This window comes from Lysinibacillus sp. NPDC059133, assembly GCF_042755925.1.
GTDB lineage: Bacteria > Bacillota > Bacilli > Bacillales_A > Planococcaceae > Lysinibacillus.
Genome location: NZ_JBHZDH010000002.1, coordinates 150,262 through 166,243, shown reverse-complemented (window position 1 = coordinate 166,243; position 15,982 = coordinate 150,262). Strand labels below are relative to the sequence as shown.

The 15,982-nt window shown below is 35.3% G+C and carries 16 protein-coding genes and 1 pseudogene; 14 read left to right on the top strand and 3 right to left on the bottom strand.

Annotated features, from left to right (window positions below; genetic code table 11):
• The first annotated feature begins 6 nt into the window (after positions 1–6).
• The 9 genes and pseudogenes from ACFXN8_RS02145 to ACFXN8_RS02105 all read left to right on the top strand — a co-directional run bounded on the left by ACFXN8_RS02145 (position 7) and on the right by ACFXN8_RS02105 (position 8,603).
• Positions 7–753 (top strand): SDR family NAD(P)-dependent oxidoreductase, encoded by a 747-nt coding sequence (locus tag ACFXN8_RS02145; RefSeq protein ID WP_386842435.1) that lies wholly within the window; start codon positions 7–9, stop codon positions 751–753.
• A gap of 26 nt (positions 754–779) precedes the next feature.
• Positions 780–1,610: a transporter substrate-binding domain-containing protein gene (locus ACFXN8_RS02140; protein ID WP_386842433.1), complete on the top strand. Its 831-nt coding sequence runs from the start codon at positions 780–782 to the stop codon at positions 1,608–1,610.
• Positions 1,611–1,944: 334 nt separating this feature from the next.
• A complete protein-coding gene (locus tag ACFXN8_RS02135) occupies positions 1,945–2,640 on the top strand; it encodes an amino acid ABC transporter permease (protein ID WP_386842431.1) in 696 nt (231 codons plus the stop codon).
• On the top strand, positions 2,615–3,337 hold the full coding sequence (locus ACFXN8_RS02130; protein ID WP_386842429.1) for an amino acid ABC transporter ATP-binding protein: 723 nt from the start codon (positions 2,615–2,617) through the stop codon (positions 3,335–3,337). The genes ACFXN8_RS02135 and ACFXN8_RS02130 overlap by 26 nt, the downstream gene beginning before the upstream one ends.
• A gap of 28 nt (positions 3,338–3,365) precedes the next feature.
• Positions 3,366–5,025 (top strand): annotated as a pseudogene (locus ACFXN8_RS02125) (M20/M25/M40 family metallo-hydrolase).
• A gap of 349 nt (positions 5,026–5,374) precedes the next feature.
• Positions 5,375–5,995 (top strand): sporulation-specific diadenylate cyclase CdaS, encoded by a 621-nt coding sequence (gene cdaS, locus ACFXN8_RS02120; protein WP_386842427.1) that lies wholly within the window; start codon positions 5,375–5,377, stop codon positions 5,993–5,995.
• A gap of 99 nt (positions 5,996–6,094) precedes the next feature.
• Entirely contained in the window at positions 6,095–6,538 is a 444-nt protein-coding gene (locus ACFXN8_RS02115) for a MarR family winged helix-turn-helix transcriptional regulator (RefSeq protein WP_386842425.1), read from the top strand.
• A 53-nt stretch (positions 6,539–6,591) separates the two neighbouring features.
• A complete protein-coding gene (locus ACFXN8_RS02110; protein ID WP_386842423.1) occupies positions 6,592–7,533 on the top strand; it encodes a ring-cleaving dioxygenase in 942 nt (313 codons plus the stop codon).
• Positions 7,534–7,547: 14 nt separating this feature from the next.
• Positions 7,548–8,603 carry an LLM class flavin-dependent oxidoreductase gene (locus tag ACFXN8_RS02105; RefSeq protein ID WP_376070777.1) on the top strand — a complete coding sequence of 352 codons (1,056 nt, stop codon included), beginning with the start codon at positions 7,548–7,550 and terminating at the stop codon, positions 8,601–8,603.
• 140 nt (positions 8,604–8,743) lie between these two features.
• Here the strand turns inward: ACFXN8_RS02105 and ACFXN8_RS02100 are convergent, their stop codons facing one another.
• A complete protein-coding gene (locus ACFXN8_RS02100) occupies positions 8,744–9,769 on the bottom strand; it encodes a DUF2332 domain-containing protein (protein WP_386842420.1) in 1,026 nt (341 codons plus the stop codon).
• Between the two features lie 120 nt (positions 9,770–9,889).
• Between ACFXN8_RS02100 and ACFXN8_RS02095 the strand changes: the two genes are divergently transcribed.
• From ACFXN8_RS02095 to ACFXN8_RS02085, 3 genes are all read left to right on the top strand, one after another.
• Positions 9,890–10,771 (top strand): LysR family transcriptional regulator, encoded by an 882-nt coding sequence (locus tag ACFXN8_RS02095; protein WP_386842418.1) that lies wholly within the window; start codon positions 9,890–9,892, stop codon positions 10,769–10,771.
• 604 nt (positions 10,772–11,375) lie between these two features.
• Entirely contained in the window at positions 11,376–11,639 is a 264-nt protein-coding gene (locus ACFXN8_RS02090) for a hypothetical protein (RefSeq protein WP_386842416.1), read from the top strand.
• Positions 11,640–11,734: 95 nt separating this feature from the next.
• Positions 11,735–12,016, top strand: a complete 282-nt coding sequence (locus ACFXN8_RS02085) for a hypothetical protein (RefSeq protein WP_386842414.1) — start codon at positions 11,735–11,737, stop codon at positions 12,014–12,016.
• Between the two features lie 531 nt (positions 12,017–12,547).
• Here ACFXN8_RS02085 and ACFXN8_RS02080 read toward each other — a convergent pair.
• Positions 12,548–12,643, bottom strand: coding sequence for a putative holin-like toxin (locus ACFXN8_RS02080; RefSeq protein WP_386842412.1), 96 nt, complete (start codon positions 12,641–12,643; stop codon positions 12,548–12,550).
• Positions 12,644–13,562: 919 nt separating this feature from the next.
• Between ACFXN8_RS02080 and ACFXN8_RS02075 the strand changes: the two genes are divergently transcribed.
• Entirely contained in the window at positions 13,563–14,201 is a 639-nt protein-coding gene (locus ACFXN8_RS02075) for a DUF1963 domain-containing protein (RefSeq protein WP_386842410.1), read from the top strand.
• Positions 14,202–14,594: 393 nt separating this feature from the next.
• Positions 14,595–14,873, top strand: coding sequence for a YuzB family protein (locus ACFXN8_RS02070; RefSeq protein ID WP_386842408.1), 279 nt, complete (start codon positions 14,595–14,597; stop codon positions 14,871–14,873).
• A 67-nt stretch (positions 14,874–14,940) separates the two neighbouring features.
• On the opposite strand, the gene namA is transcribed toward ACFXN8_RS02070, so the two are convergent.
• On the bottom strand, positions 14,941–15,951 hold the full coding sequence (namA, locus tag ACFXN8_RS02065; protein WP_386842406.1) for an NADPH dehydrogenase NamA: 1,011 nt from the start codon (positions 15,949–15,951) through the stop codon (positions 14,941–14,943).
• Positions 15,952–15,982 lie beyond the last annotated feature (31 nt).

Sequence of the window (15,982 nt, the reverse complement as noted above, 5' to 3'; positions counted from 1 at the left end):
GTTTTAATGAGATCGAGGCATAGTAGTTTAGAAAAGAAGAGGGTTGTTATTACAGGAGGGGCTAGTGGTATAGGATTAGCCACAGCACAACGTTTTGTAGAAGAGGAATCAGTAGTAGCTATTTTAGATATTAATGAAGAAAGTATTGAAAAGTCGATAAAAAAAAACCCTGGAATTACTAAAGGGTATGTAGCGGATGTTAGTAACCCTGAAAGTGTAAATGATGTCTTTAAAAATATTAAAGAAGATTTAGGAGGAGTGGACATTTTTATAGCGAACGCAGGTATTAGCGTTCGCTCTAAATTTCTTGATATTACTCCAGAACAATGGAATAAGGTTTTAAATATTAATCTAAATGGTGTGTTCTATACTTCCCAAGCGGCCGCAAAAATCATGGTTGAACAGGGCAAAGGCGTTATACTCATGACAGCATCTACAAACGGAGTTACGGGACATCCATTCTATGCAGATTATAACGCTTCAAAAGCAGGTGTTAATCTTTTAGCAAGAACGATGGCATTAGAACTGGCACCAATAATTCGAGTTAACACAATATGTCCGGGGTATGTATTAACGCCGATGCAAAAGGCTGAGTATACACCTGAGATGTTAGCGGTTGTAAATGAAGGGATTCCTTTAAAACGGCATGCAGATCCAAAAGAAGTAGGGGCGTTATATGCCTTCCTTGCTTCAGATGAATCAGCTTATATTACTGGGCAAACAATTGCCATTGATGGCGGAGAATTAGCTTAAACATAAAACAAGGGGGATGGGTTTTTATGAAGAGAAGTCTATTCTATTCTTTATTGGTGTTAGTCATTTCATTGATGGTTGCGTGTTCAGAAAAAGATTCAAATGTACAAACTGATACATCTGCAAGTAGTGGAGGAAAAACAGAAGAAGGAAATAGCGCAACAGCAGATATGAAATTAGTGAATGATGGTAAGTTAACATTTGCAATGAGTGGTTTACTAAAACCTTTAAACTATAAGGAAAATGAAAAATTAGTTGGTTTCGATGTAGAAATTGGAAACGAAATTGCAAAGCGAATTGGTCTTGATCCCAACCCTGTTACAAATCCATGGGAAACGATCCTCCAGGGGTTACGAGGAGAGAAATATGATGCAATTATTGGGAGTATGACAGCTACTGAGGAGAGGAAAAAACAGGTTGACTTCTCAGTTCCATATTATATTTCTGGAGCCACAGTATTTATTTCAAGTAAAAACAAAGATATCAAATCTTTAGATGATTTAAAGGGAAAAACTATAGGTGTTATGCAAGCTAGTACTTACGTTGAAGATGCAAAAAAATATACAGATAAAATTAAAGAATTTCCTAGTGAGATCTATGCATTACAAGACCTTCCTCCAGGACGTTTAGATGCAGTAATTACAGATAAAATTGTAGGTATTACGGCGATGAAAGAATCAGGTCTAGAAATTCAAACATTGGGAGAAGAGATTAAAAGAGAAGAAATTGCAGTAGCTATTAATAAGAATAATCAAGTGTTATTAGAAGCAATTAACAAAGCAATTGCAGATATGGTTGCAGACGGAACTTATAAAGAAATAAGTACAAAATGGTTTGGCAAAGATTTATTGGAATGATCAAATTATGGAAATGGAGAACGCTTAGTATGATAGAAACATACTAGAATTGGCTATTAAACTTGTTCTTGGATATGAGATTATATAAAATAGTTTGAAAATTCATTCAATTTCACTTCTTTGAACAGTGTCTAGTTTCATCGCCAAAGCCCTCCTTGAGATTGTTTCGGTATCTATCTTTGTGCGAGCATACTTTCGTCAGGTACTGTCAGCACTTATCGGAGCTAAGCAGGGCACTTGCGCTTTTCATCATTAAACAGATTTTAGCTTAAGGTAAGACAAAATAAATGTCCGCCTTCTACACCCACACAATTAAAAAGGTTAGGTGATTTATATGGAGTTTTTAGTCAATATAGCATCTATATTCGAAAAACATGGGGTTGAATTTTTAAAAGCAACTGTTTTGACAGTTGAGTTAACAGTTGTTTCCCTATTAATTGCTTGTGTTATTGGGCTGATTTTTGCCTTCTTCAAGGTTTCTAATATAAAGGTATTAGAAAAGATTGCTAACGCTTACATTTTTATTATTCGTGGTATGCCACTTATCGTACAACTTATGTTCCTGTACTATGGTATTTCTAGTATTTTTGTTCTATCTGATTTTGCAGCTGGAGCTCTTGCACTTGGAATCCATTCTGGGGCCTATATTGCAGAAATTTTTCGAGGAGCCATTCAATCTATTGATAAGGGCCAAATGGAGGCAGGGCGATCTTTAGGAATGACATATTTTAAAACAATGAGACGAATTATCTTACCACAAAGTTTTAAGAGAGCTATTCCTGCATTGGCCAATCAATTCATTATTGGATTAAAAGATTCTTCTTTAGTAGCCTATATTGCAGTTTCAGAATTATTTAACCATGCCTTATCGGCTCAAGCATACAATTACATGCCTTTAGAAACATACTTTGTAGTAGGCGTATATTATTTAATTTTAGTTCTAATATTCACACTATTGTTTAATAAACTTGAAAGCAGAATGGATGTTGGAAAGGGGAAAAAGCATGATAAAGTTGAGGTCGCTTTCTAAATCATTTGGTAAATTGCAGGTTTTAAAAGGCATAAACCTCGAGATAAATAAATCAGAAGTAGTTGTTTTAATTGGAGCCAGTGGTTCGGGAAAAAGCACTTTGTTACGTTGTATGAATTTTTTAGAGATATTAGATGAGGGTACTATAAGCATTAACGATGAGATCATTGATATAGAAAAAACTAATTTAAATAGTGTCAGAGAAAATATGGGCATGGTATTTCAACACTTCAATTTATTTCCGCATTTAAGTGTTTTACAAAACATAACTGAAGCACCCATTCAGGTGAAAAAACAAAGTAGAGAAGAAGCGAATAAAAAAGCAATGGAGTTATTAACTAGGGTTGGGCTTGTTGATAAAGCTAATTATTATCCTGAACAATTATCTGGGGGGCAAAAGCAACGGGTTGCTATCGCAAGAGCACTTGCTATGAACCCAAGCGTTATGCTGTTTGACGAACCAACATCGGCGCTAGATCCTGAATTAGTTGGCGAAGTATTAGAAACTATGAAAAGTTTAGCAAGAGATGGTATGACAATGGTAATTGTAACGCATGAAATGGGCTTTGCAAAGGAGGTTGCGGATAGAGTAATTATGTTAGCTGATGGAAAAATAATTGAAGAAGGACCTCCAGCAGAATTCTTTAAAACCCCAAAGGAAGAGAGAACAGTTAGGTTTTTACAACAGGTTTTATAATGATTATCTTAAGTTAGGGGTTGGTATGATGTTAAAAACGTATGATGAAGTATTAAAAGTTACTAATGATCTTGTCAATATTGAAAGTATTGTAAATACCGAAGGAGAAATCGATATATCAAAATCACTTGCGAAAACGATTTCTAACCTACCATACTTTCAAAAAAATCCAGACTATGTGTTTACTTCACAAACGGTAGATGATGAGGTTGAGAGATATAACGTATTTGCTTTTGTAAGAGGTACAAAAGCAAATAGTGATAAAACCATTGTATTAATGGGACATACCGATACGGTAGGAATAGATGATTATAATAGCTTGAAAGAGAAAGCCTGTTTTCCTAATGATCTTCAAGAAGCATTAAAACACGAAAAGGTTCCTCCGTTGGTTAAAAAGCATTTGGAATCGAATGAATGGTTATTTGGCAGAGGAACACTAGATATGAAAAGCGGTGTTGCAAGCAATTATTATCTATTAAAGCATTATTCAGAACACCCTGAAGAATTGAAAGGAAATATTGTGTTTTTTGCTGAGTGTGACGAGGAGGATAGTTCGCACGGGGTATTATCGGGTTTAAATGATTTGAAAAAAATTAAGGGAGAATATGGATTTGAATATGAAGCATTAATTAATTCTGATTTTGTTGCACCTAGGTATGAAGAGGATGAAAACAGATATATTTATAAAGGCAGTGTTGGGAAGCTACTTCCATCTTTTTATATAACTGGAGCTGAAAGTCATGTGGGGTCTAGCTTTGAAGGACTTGATCCTAACTATATCGCAGCAGAGTTAACTAGACAAATTGCATATAATCCGGAGCTATGTGATAAATCATTAGGTGAAACACCTATGCCACCAGTAACGTTGAAGCAAACGGATTTTAAAGAAACTTATACAGTTCAAACAGCACTTGCTTCATATGTATATTATAACTTCTTTGTTCAATCATGGTCTCCTAAAGATGTCCTTGAAAAACTAAAGATTCAAGCTGAAATTGCATTTAATAATGTAGTGAAAAATCTAAATAGTCATTATAAGAGGTATTGTGAAATTAGCGAACAGGAATATACAAAATTACCATGGGTAACTAGGGTGTTATTCTATGAAGAACTAGAACAATCGATTATTTCACAATCTGGTGAAAGTTACAAAGAGCATATGAAGAGATTTAAAGAAGACTTATTAGAAAATAAAGAATTAGATGTACGTATGTTTTCAGCGAGAGTCGTAGAAGAAACATGGAAATGGGCAAAGGACAAGAGCCCAGCTATCATTATTTTTTATTCTTCACTTTATTCACCACGCGTAGAGGTGACTGGAAAAAATCAAAAAGAAAAAAATCTATTAGTAGCTTTAGATTATGCTATTGCAAAAGTTCAACCACATTATAATAAGCCAATCGTACAGAGAAATTATTTTCCTTATATCTTATATCTGTGACATGAGCTGTGTAGCTATAAATGACGATGAAGAAAGCATAAAATCAGTTATTAACAATAACCCAAGTTGGGGAACAAAACATTTTGTTGACTATAATGCAATTAGAGACCTAAATATTCCAGCAATTAATATTGGACCATATGGTTATGACGCACATAACAGATACGAAAGAACTGAATTAAAATATACAATGGAAATAATGCCTAATTTAACGAAACTAGTAATAGATAAGTTACTTGATTATTAACTAATATCTGCGATTATAACCCCTGTTACTGCATTAAGAAGAGGCTTTACTCTCTTTCGTAGTAAAGCCTTCGTTCTTTAAAATTTATAAACGGTTGCTTTACTCGTATTTAAATAGATTTAAAAAAATTGCGAAAAGTAAAGTTAATTCCACGATTCCTCTTTTTGTGTATGTAAGATTATTCATTTAAAGAAGGATACATTTTCATAATGAAATATCTATCTACAAAAATCATACATGATGGGAAAACTGTATAAGATGAATAAACGAATACAAAACGAATAAAATAATTCCATCTAGAGAAACTAAAAAATAAATACATAATAAATTTGAAAAGCGGGGTGTTTTCGTGGATCCAACAAATTGCGATTTTTCACCAATGAAACAAACATTAAAGGAAGAGCTTCTGCAGGTCATTCATTCATTACAGCAAAGTGTAGAAGCTATGGATACTGATGCAAACTGTCTTCTTGGAAATTTCGAAAAAATTAAAGAGAAATTTGTAACGATTGAAATGAAAGCTGCAACATTTTATTTAAATTGCTATCTTTCCCCGTTTACTGAAAAATATCCTGAGCTTTCGCATTGCGTACAAAATATGTCTAAAAGAAGACACGGTGGACTAATTGTGATTGAACGGGAGGATTCGCTGACACCTCATATACAGCCTGGTATTCATATTGGCGCAGAAGTGACGCATTCCTTATTAGAATCTATTTTTTTTCCTGGAAATCCGCTACATGATGGCGCAGTTTTAATAAGCCAAAATCAAATTAAATCAGCAGCAAATGTACTGCCACTGTCAGAGAGATATACGGGGGAAAAGAAATTAGGTACAAGACATCGAGCAGCATTAGGGTTAAGTGAAGTAAGTGATGCGCTTGTCATGGTAGTGTCCGAAGAAACAGGGAGAATTTCCTTTGCCTTTAAAGGAAACTTATATCCAATTACGACGCATGGCATTATATAAGTGTGAGCTTCACACTGAAAAATATCTCGAATTCAAGATATTTTCCTTGCTTATTTATCGCTTGCGTTGTAAAGTGATGAATGAGAGGAGGAGGAAGCGATGCGAAAACACACGCTCGGATCACTGACATGGATTCGGATGATGCGCTTTACAAATCAAAGTAACCAGCTATCCAATGAGTTTTTAAAGCGCTTTGACTTAACGACTGCACAATTTGATGTCCTAATACAAATAAAGACATATGCACCGTTAACGCAATCACAATTAGCAGAGAAAGTGACAGTGACGCAAGGTGGTATGTCTCGGATGCTTGCTCGTCTTGAAAAAGAGGAACTTATTGAACGTAAGCAAAATTGGAAGACTAAAACAATCTCACTAACAGCTAAAGGCGAGCAAATGATTGATGCGGCAACTCCAAGTCAGCTACAATTTCAATCTTCATTGTTTGAAGAAGTATTAACAGAAGAAGAAATGAAAACTTTAAATATACTCATGTCAAAATTAGAGAAGCATAGTCGTGAAAAAAAATTACCACCAGCGTGATTTTTTTTACAACATCACTTGCTTAGTCAAGTGAAAATGAGGAGGAAACATTCATGAACAAATTAAGTGGACATCATCATATATCAATGCTAACAAAAAACGGCAAACGTAATAATGATTTTTATACAAAAATTCTCGGCTTACGTCGTGTTAAGAAATCAGTAAACCAAGATTCGCCTTCCATGTATCACTTGTTTTATGGAGACTTAACAGGTGCTGCAGGTACAGAATTAACATTTTTTGAAATGCCTGTAGCAGGACGGACAGTTCGAGGAACAAATGCCATTACACGTATTGGACTACTAGTGCCAAGCTATGACAGTTTGCAATATTGGAAAAATCGTTTTCAAGAATTAGAGGTTGAACATAGTGAAATTACAACTTTTGCAGGAAAAGATGCATTGTTTTTTGAGGATCATGAAGGGTTACGAATGGTGCTTCTAAACAACCATGGTCACGAAACACCAGCTCATTGGCAACCGTGGGACGGCTCTGATATCCCGGCGGAACATCGCATTTTAGGGATGGGTACAATTGAAATTACAGTTCGTTACTTGCAACGGACAGTTAGCTTATTGAAAGAGCTATTTAATTACACAGCTGTAGCAGAAAGTGAAAAAGAAGCAGTCTTGCAATCCATTCCTGGTGAAGTGCTTGGAGAAATCGTCGTTCAAGAATTAGAAGGACCAAGTGAGAAACCTGGTCGTGGTAGTATTCATCATCTTGCACTACGCGTCGGAACAGTGGAGGAATTACAACAGTGGGATCTCAAAATTAAGGAGCTAGGCTTTGATAGTACTGGCATTGTGGATCGTTATTATTTCCAAAGTCTTTACTTCAGAGATCGTAATGGAATTTTATTTGAAATGGCGACAGATGGACCAGGGTTTACCGTTGATTCGGCAGTAGAGGATCTTGGAAAAGAACTTGATCTTCCACCATTTTTAGAAGAAAGACGTGCAGAAATCGAAGCTATTTTAGAACCACTAGATTAAGGAGAGGTTTAATCATGGAAAAATACCGCATTGATCAATCGAAAGGCATCGAATTTGGCCTCTATTCATTAGGGGATCATATTCCAAATCCATTAACAGGTGGACGAATTTCAGCTCAGCAACGAATCCAAGAGCTAGTTGAAGCAAGTCAGCTTGCAGAACAAGCAGGTATTGATGTGTTTGGTGTGGGAGAAAGTCACCAATCGTACTTTACTACACAGGCACACACGGTTGTTTTAGGAGCGATCGCACAAGCTACATCAAAAATTAAATTAACAAGCTCCGCGACAGTACTAAGTGTTTCTGATCCGGTACGTGTATATGAAGATTTTGCAACGATTGATTTAATTTCAGATGGACGTGCAGAAATAGTCGCAGGGCGTGGCTCTCGAGTTGGTGCATATCAATTACTAGGCGTTGATTTAAAGGATTACGAAGACATTTTTGAAGAAAAATTAGAGTTACTGAAAAAAATAAATGACAACGAACTGGTCACTTGGGAAGGACAATTCCGTGCACCACTTCATAATGCGCAAATTTTGCCACAACCTAAAAATGGCTCGTTACCAATTTGGCGAGCTGTCGGCGGACCACCTGCAAGTGCCATTAAAGCAGGTTATATGGGCATTCCGATGATGCTAACGACATTAGGTGGTCCTGCAGTTAACTTTAAGCCATCAGTAGATGCCTACAGAGAAGCGGCAGAGAGAAGTGGCTTTGATCCGCAAGAGTTACCGATTGCTACAGCAAGCCTATTTTATGTTGCTGATACGACACAAGAGGCACTAGAAGGGATGTACCCACATTTAAATGGTGGATTCCAAGCAATTCGTGGCGCCGGTTATCCAAAGCAACAATTGGCGCAAGCGCCAGATACACGCGACGCCTTAATGGTCGGAAGTAAGGAACAAATTATTGAAAAATTACTATATCAATACGAGCTCTATGGCATGCAACGATTTATGGCACAAATTGATTTTGGCGGTGTGCCGTTCGATAAATTAATGAAGAACATTGAAATTATAGGGAACGATATTCTACCTGCGATCAAAAAATATACCGCGAAATAAGGAGAGTAACAGATAGAAGATAGCCCGACGCCCACAATAAAGCGCCCAGCCGGAACGGAGATCAACCCCTCGTTTTGTCGGAGGGCCATACTTTATGACGCTGCATGAGATTAAATCTTATGCAGCGTTTTTGTTAATGTTTAGTTTTGGTTGGACCACTTGAACCATCGAGCATGACCATCAGGGCGTTCCATTATTCGTATAGATTCTATTTCCCCTTGATCAATAAAATCTTGATGTAGTTGCATATCAAATAAATTGTTATAACAATGGTAAAGAGATCGTTCCATACTGATCTCTTTTAATTGCTCCATTAATTCAAGGCGTAACTCCATGGGGATTTGATTGGCCACATGTGTATGGTAAACAACTAATATCGCATCTTTATTAATATCTCTACTAATCTCTTTTATAAGTTTAATGGCATCTCCTTTTATCAGTTGTAAATCGAGCTCTTTTAAAATAGGGAGCGCTTGATTTAACAAAAGTCTTCGTTCTTGATGCTCTGGCCAAATTAATGCTTGGAGCCATTGGAGCTCTTCCTCATTATGAATATCAATAGGATTTAAATCGATGCCCACTCGCTGACAAACAACGGGAGCATTTGTAATGGAAGCTGGGAGCGGTTGTCCTTGATTTTCTGAGGACAAAACAAAATCGCTATTAGAATTGTTTATATGAAGCTGTTGATTATAGCAGTAATTGTATTGATCCATTCCAAGTTGAAGCCCTGCACTTGCTCCGATTTCAATGAAGGCTAATGGTTTTTGGTGGCGTTTGTAAATTTCTGTCATCATCGGATAAAGGTAAGAACAACGGCGAATTTCATTAGTCTGAACAAGTTTTTCTTGAAATAAAGTCTTCAATTCTTCTAAATGGGATAAGACGAATGCTTTAAAAACTGGGTACACTTCATTTAATGCTTTGGGTGTTGACGTTAAAGATGGATAAAAATGAACTAAATCGTCCTTTGATGATGACAGCAAATACTGAACAACAGCTAATAATAAATTAGGTGCAGGTTGTCCTTGAGGTATAAATGTCGCAACTTTTAATAGTTCATCATCATCGGCAATCTTATTCGCTAAATGTTCATACAGTGGACTTGAGTTTGCACATTCATCTTTTGCAAAAGTACGAAATTGCTTACTTAATTTAGCTAACATACGATTCTCCCCTTTGTGTAAAAGTATCGATCTAATTTTAGTTTATTATTGTTGGATAATTTAGTAAATTAAATATAGTTAATGAAGTTGATTAAGAACATTAATGAAAGAGGTGACATTTTGGATTATAAATGGATACAGTCTTTTGTAGTAGCCGCAAAATCTTGTAATTTTCGAGTAGCCGCAGAAGAATTACATTTATCGCAGCCAAGTATTACAGTTCATATTCATCAGTTAGAACAATTTTTAAATGTCAAATTATTCAAACGTGAAAAGAATCGTGTGCAATTAACGGAGGCAGGGCAGCTTTTTCTAATAGAAGCTCAGCAAATCATTCATCAATGGGAAAAAAGTATAGAACGTTTCCAGTTAGCAACAAAGGGAATTGAAGAAAAGCTAATTATTGCAATGACCCCGTTAATGGTGGAAACAATATTGCCCCATGTTATCTATCAGTTTATCAATGAAAATCCTACCATTGAAATATCGATTCTAGTGGAGGAGTCAGCAAAAATTGAAGATTTAATAAATAGTGATAAGGCTCATATTGGTATTTCCTTATTCCCAACGCGTTACCGCCATTGGCACCAAGAGCTTCTTGTAGAGAGTCCTTTAGAATTGGTTATTCCACTGGATGCTTCCGATGATGAGACAGGGGCTTATATTGATTATGAGGAATTATTTCAAACCTACACTTTATTTACACACCATCATCCAACTATTTGGGAGGATTTATTACATAAACTACAGGAAAAATATGTAGTGACCAAGCAAGTGTCCATATCCCAATCCTATGTGGTAAAGCGCTTGATAAAAGATGGATTAGGGATGTCATTTTTGCCACGGATGATTGTGAGAAGAGAGCGGATGGAAGGTCGGTTTAATATCGTTCCCTTCGATGAAATTACTTTGCCAAGTGTTCCTGTATATCTTTTTTATAAGGATTCAGTAAATGTTCCTGAAGAGTTATTATGTTTATTTCAGACGAGGGATTATTTGTGAAATTATAAGCAAACCATTCCTATTTATAGGGCTCAGAACACTGTGATACCGTATTCGTGATACCGACGCTATGCATTCGCAGAGTGAAGTAACTATCAAGATGTGATAAGAGGAACATATATAAATCTGTTTTTAGAATCCGATTGACGAAAATATCCAACTAAATCCTAATTAGCTTTTTGATTGATTTTATACAACAGACAATTCCAGACGTGAAAATACTGGACTAGGGTTATCTATTGTCAGGTTGCTAGCAGAAAAATTAGGTGGAAGTGCAACAGCCAAAATAGAAGATGGAGTGATTGAGTTTTTAGTGTGCTTAAAAAAGAATTTGTAATAATAGTAGCCAAGAAGCTTAGTGCATCTTTGCTACTATTATTACATAAAACGTTTACAACAATGTTGTAACTAATGTGGCAATGTAAAATTATTTATGGTAATTATAGTATATGTGGTAATGATTATGTTGGTGGCGATTTCATCATTTAGTGGATTCACTGGAAAAGTTCGACTATTTTTTATCTGTATGGCTGGATGAACACGATGATAACTACTATAAATGCGGTGAATATCAATCTAATTTTTATGAGTTAATGGAGAAGGCATGGAAACTAAATTAAATAGTGATGAAATAAAAAATATATGCGGATTTCTTCCTATTGCAAAATCAAAAGAAAATTTTACACCCATTGAGCAACGAATTAAAGAAAGAGTTGGGAAATATTGTGTGTATCTTGATGGTCCAGGTGAAAATAAATCAAAAGTGCTCTTAGCAGTAAAAAAAGAGACTGGTCTATCATTCAATGAAATACGAAACCGATTAAATAGTAATGGATTTCTACTAGCTGAGTTGGGGAAAATACTTTAGTTTTGGCTGACTATTTTATTTCGTTAGGCGCCAAAGTAAGAACTGAGCAGAAATGAAATATTCTAGTGGGTTAAATAATAAGAAATGGAGGCTTTATGAGAAAATTAAATCCTAGTCAAGAAATGTTTTTTAGGGCATTACATGAAATTCAAGAAGATGTGGTTCAGGTTGCTCTTTGTAAATGTAAATGCAGTTGTGAAAATATTGAAAAAATATTATACGATGTAACCTATGACACCATTTTCAATATAATGGAACTTTTTGATGGCTATACAAAAGATGATTTACAGTTAGATATTATTGAAAAAGATAGTAAAAAATCTTTGAAGGAAAATATTCAGCTACATGATGTATGTGTAGATTTCATCAAAGCGTGAGTTTCAAATTCTAAAACATTATACATATATCCTTTCGTATATACCAGAAAAAATTCGTGGCTGAATTGTGAAAGTGAAAATATGGAATTTATTATGAGTGACGGAAAAATAATTGTGGGATTTTGAAACTATACGGGGATCTCCAGATGATGAAGATATGGTTTTAATAGAACTCTCAATTTCTGGTGACACAAATATGTTTTAAACATGAAAATATTTTCCTAGTACTTCAAGGTAGAGTATACACACATTTGTACATATCATTAGTTAGTAAGTACTTGTCTGTAATTGTGTACGGGTTGGTTTATTAATTTAAAATTTCTTTGTTGGTTTATTTTTTGTGTACATAGATAATGCGTAAAGGGGTATAAATTCTTGAGAAATAAAAGCGATGTGTTATAATTAGGGTAAGAAAAAGACCGTATGGTGCGGTAACACCATACGGTCAAGTAACAAAACAAACGCTATAAGAGCGATTGGCAAGACGAAAGTAAAAGCACTTTAACCCTGCTTAGGTTTTAAAGGGTGCTTTTACTTTTTTTGTGAAAAAGTATATGACAATGCAAGGATAGCAATAATTAAAGTACCAAGACCAATAGCTACGCTTAATGCTTCATATGTTGTCATAAGCAATCCCTCCTTTCTCTCCTAGAACTAAATAGCAAAATTTGAATTAGGAGTAGTAGAGAAGATCGCCAATCACCCTTAAATACCTTTATTCTGTTACTCTTTAATTATATCATTTCCTCTATTATTATCATAGATTTGCTATCTCTTACTAGATTCTAATTCCTCTAACAGATAAGTTATTCTCTTCCTCGATTTTATAAACTTCATCACTCAATAGCTCAATTGATTATTCTCCAATTAATTCATTTATCCATGGTTTGTATTTGCCAATTTACAGATTACGTGTAATGGGGCTGCGTTAAATGTGATTCTTCAACAATGCAGCTATCGATGGGATCGGACGTTTAGCATATAAAATGAAGTTTAGAAAACCAGCTTTAATAAAAGATATAGTTGACATATTTGAGTTTGACGAGGATTTGAGCTTTGTAGAAATCGAAGAACAATACAGTTACTATATTAGCTGGTTAAAAAGTTTAGAAGGTTAGGTTTGTTAGTTGAAGAAGAGTTATCGCTATATAAGCATATGCAAGAAGGTGTTCGTAATTCTTCTTTTACATATGCTTTTTTCGTTTTACATTGGCATCAGAACACACAGGTAAGTAAAAACGAATTAGTTATTTTACAAAAGTGAGTAGGGGTAGCTATATATTTGTGATACTAATATTTTCGAATGCAGTTTCATTGATGGAAGCCTTGAAACTTAGGTTTTTGATTCAGATACTTACTTTTGCTAAAATTACAATTAAGGTAATTTATAGTATTGTTGTTAATGATATAAGTATATGTGTTGGATCGACTAACGATAAACAAGTTTGGTCAAGTGAGTTAGGTATTTATTGTCGGAAAAAAACAGCTGTATAGATAAGGTGGTAAATATTGACTAGGAAGTTATAAATAAGGGTGGTGTTGAAAAATGTCAATGGAAGTTATTTTTAAAGATGTGGAAAATGAATCCATTGTAGCTCGTCTTGGCGGATATAGCTTTTTGCCTGAAAATATTGATTGGCCATTAAATCCAGATGGAGATAAATTAACACTTGTATTATGTTTACCAACGGATTTTCTTAATGAAACTCTAAATGTAAATTTACCAAAAGAACGAGTGCTATCCGTTTTTACAACGTATAAAAAAGATGATTACTTTTTAGATTCAATCACTTTTCATGGAGATCAAGAAGAGTTGAAAAATATTAAAAAAGGATATACAAAAGTTTTATTACACAAAGCTGGTGATATTCGAAATGAATCAGATTTTCTAATACCAGCACAAAAGTTCATTCTGGGAGAAGAAGTAGATTTAGAAGAAGTTGATGAAGAATGTTTAGATGATATAGAGATTTACTGTGGTTCATTGATTGGACATAAACCATCTCTGTTACAAGTAGAAGATATGGGTTTGGATGGTTATCAATTTTGCCTACAAATTTATGGAGGTGATTTTCCTGAAGGATTCCATGATGTGTTTAGCCTTAGTGACTCGGTCGGATATTTGTTTTTAAATAAAAATGTTGATCAGAATCATGCAGGTGTATTTTTTACACAATGTACTTAAGAAAAGTAGGAAGTAGAACTCAAATGAACAATAATACTAAAGGTAACATTAATGAATTTCTGAATAAAGATATTTTATTTGGAAATTATTGGAATGTGATATCAGCTTCCAAGATTAACGAAATTGTATCTGACGAGTTTCCAGGGAAAAAAGATTTTATAGCGTTTTATCTTGCTAAAAAATGGAGGGGTGTTTACTGACGGGGCCTATATTTACCTTGATCATTTTTATGAACTATCCAACGATTATTTCTCGATAGGGCATTACCTTTGTCCCTTCAAATGAAGCTGATGTGTATAAACCTTAATATAATAGCGATTATTTTTCAGAAATAGCGAACTGTTAGTATTTTGTTTAAAAATTTTTGTTTGAGAGAGTAGGGGAGATCAAAGGATGGTATTTTCTCTTTTTAAGAAAAAGAAAGAGCCACAGCAATTGAAAAATAGAGTAGAGTTTTGCATCACAAACTTATCACTGGGTGCAGCAGATGCCTATGATGTACTAGTTGAAAGATCCGATATTGAAATTGAAGAATCCGGCTGTACATCACATTGTGAAATTTGTGAGCAAGGGATCTTCGCCATCGTCAATGGAGAAGTCGTCACTGCAGATGATGCAGTGACGTTAGTGAAGGCAATTGATGAAGAAATTAAACAAAATCCTCTTTATTGAATGAAAACAGCTTGTTAACATAAATCAACAAGCTGTTTTTTACATTATGGTGAATCTATCCTGTTTTTTACCAGCCTCGTACGTATTGCATTGGTGGTTGAACTTCTTCTCCTAACTCCTTGGCCGCATGAAGTGGCCAATAGGGTTCACGAAGAAGAACACGTGCTAGCAAAATTAAGTCAGCACGGTTATTTTGTAAAATTTCCTCTGCTTGAATGGCTGTCGTAATAAGGCCGACCGCTCCAGTTGGAATATCAGCACCATGCTTAATCTCTTCAGCATGAGGCACTTGGTAGCCTGGAAAAACATTTATATGAGCTTGCACGACACCACCTGTAGAAACATCCACTAAATCGACACTCTGTGATTTCATCCAGCGACTGAAGACGATAAAGTCATCCATTGTTGTACCATCTTCTGCATAGTCTTCAGCGGAAACACGCACAAGCAAAGGACCTTCCCAAACACTACGAATAGCATCGATGACCTGGCGTAATAATCGATAACGATTTTCTTGAGAGCCACCGTATTGGTCATTGCGTTTATTCGTTGCTGGTGATAAAAATTCACTAATTAAATAGCCGTGTGCTCCATGGATTTCTAGAACGTCAAAGCCTGCTTTAGTTGCTCGAATAGCTGCTTGCTTAAATGCTTCTATAACATATTCAATGTCTTCTAATGTCATCTCAGTTGGCGTTTTATAAGCATCGCTAAATGCAATGGCTGATGGCGCAAATATTTCTCCATCTACAGTTGCTTTACGTCCAGCGTGTGCAAGCTGTATGCCGATTTTTGCTCCGTATGCCTTCATTCCTTGAACTAATTGGCTTAAACCTTCTATATGAGCGTCATCCCAAATTCCGAGATCGTTACTAGATATACGACCTTCTGGTACAACACCAGTAGCTTCGACGATGATTAAACCAACTTGACCAGCAGCCCGTGTTGCATAATGTACTTGGTGGAAAGGTGTGACAAGTCCATCATCCTGCGCCGAGTACATACACATCGGTGCCATCACAACACGATTTTTTAAAGAGATAGTTTGTAATTGATAAGGTTCAAATAATTTAGCCAATATAAAGCCCCCTAATCCCTAGTGATATACT

Excerpts from the sequence above, each read along its gene's own strand:
- ACFXN8_RS02145 (WP_386842435.1), top strand. The coding sequence starts at position 7 with ATGAGATCGAGGCATAGTAGTTTAGAAAAGAAGAGGGTTGTTATTACA.
- ACFXN8_RS02140 (WP_386842433.1), top strand. The coding sequence starts at position 780 with ATGAAGAGAAGTCTATTCTATTCTTTATTGGTGTTAGTCATTTCATTG.
- ACFXN8_RS02135 (WP_386842431.1), top strand. The coding sequence starts at position 1,945 with ATGGAGTTTTTAGTCAATATAGCATCTATATTCGAAAAACATGGGGTT.
- ACFXN8_RS02130 (WP_386842429.1), top strand. The coding sequence starts at position 2,615 with ATGATAAAGTTGAGGTCGCTTTCTAAATCATTTGGTAAATTGCAGGTT.
- ACFXN8_RS02115 (WP_386842425.1), top strand. The coding sequence starts at position 6,095 with ATGCGAAAACACACGCTCGGATCACTGACATGGATTCGGATGATGCGC.
- ACFXN8_RS02110 (WP_386842423.1), top strand. The coding sequence starts at position 6,592 with ATGAACAAATTAAGTGGACATCATCATATATCAATGCTAACAAAAAAC.
- ACFXN8_RS02105 (WP_376070777.1), top strand. The coding sequence starts at position 7,548 with ATGGAAAAATACCGCATTGATCAATCGAAAGGCATCGAATTTGGCCTC.
- ACFXN8_RS02100 (WP_386842420.1), bottom strand. The coding sequence starts at position 9,769 with ATGTTAGCTAAATTAAGTAAGCAATTTCGTACTTTTGCAAAAGATGAA.
- ACFXN8_RS02090 (WP_386842416.1), top strand. The coding sequence starts at position 11,376 with ATGGAAACTAAATTAAATAGTGATGAAATAAAAAATATATGCGGATTT.
- ACFXN8_RS02085 (WP_386842414.1), top strand. The coding sequence starts at position 11,735 with ATGAGAAAATTAAATCCTAGTCAAGAAATGTTTTTTAGGGCATTACAT.
- ACFXN8_RS02080 (WP_386842412.1), bottom strand. The coding sequence starts at position 12,643 with ATGACAACATATGAAGCATTAAGCGTAGCTATTGGTCTTGGTACTTTA.
- ACFXN8_RS02075 (WP_386842410.1), top strand. The coding sequence starts at position 13,563 with ATGTCAATGGAAGTTATTTTTAAAGATGTGGAAAATGAATCCATTGTA.
- ACFXN8_RS02070 (WP_386842408.1), top strand. The coding sequence starts at position 14,595 with ATGGTATTTTCTCTTTTTAAGAAAAAGAAAGAGCCACAGCAATTGAAA.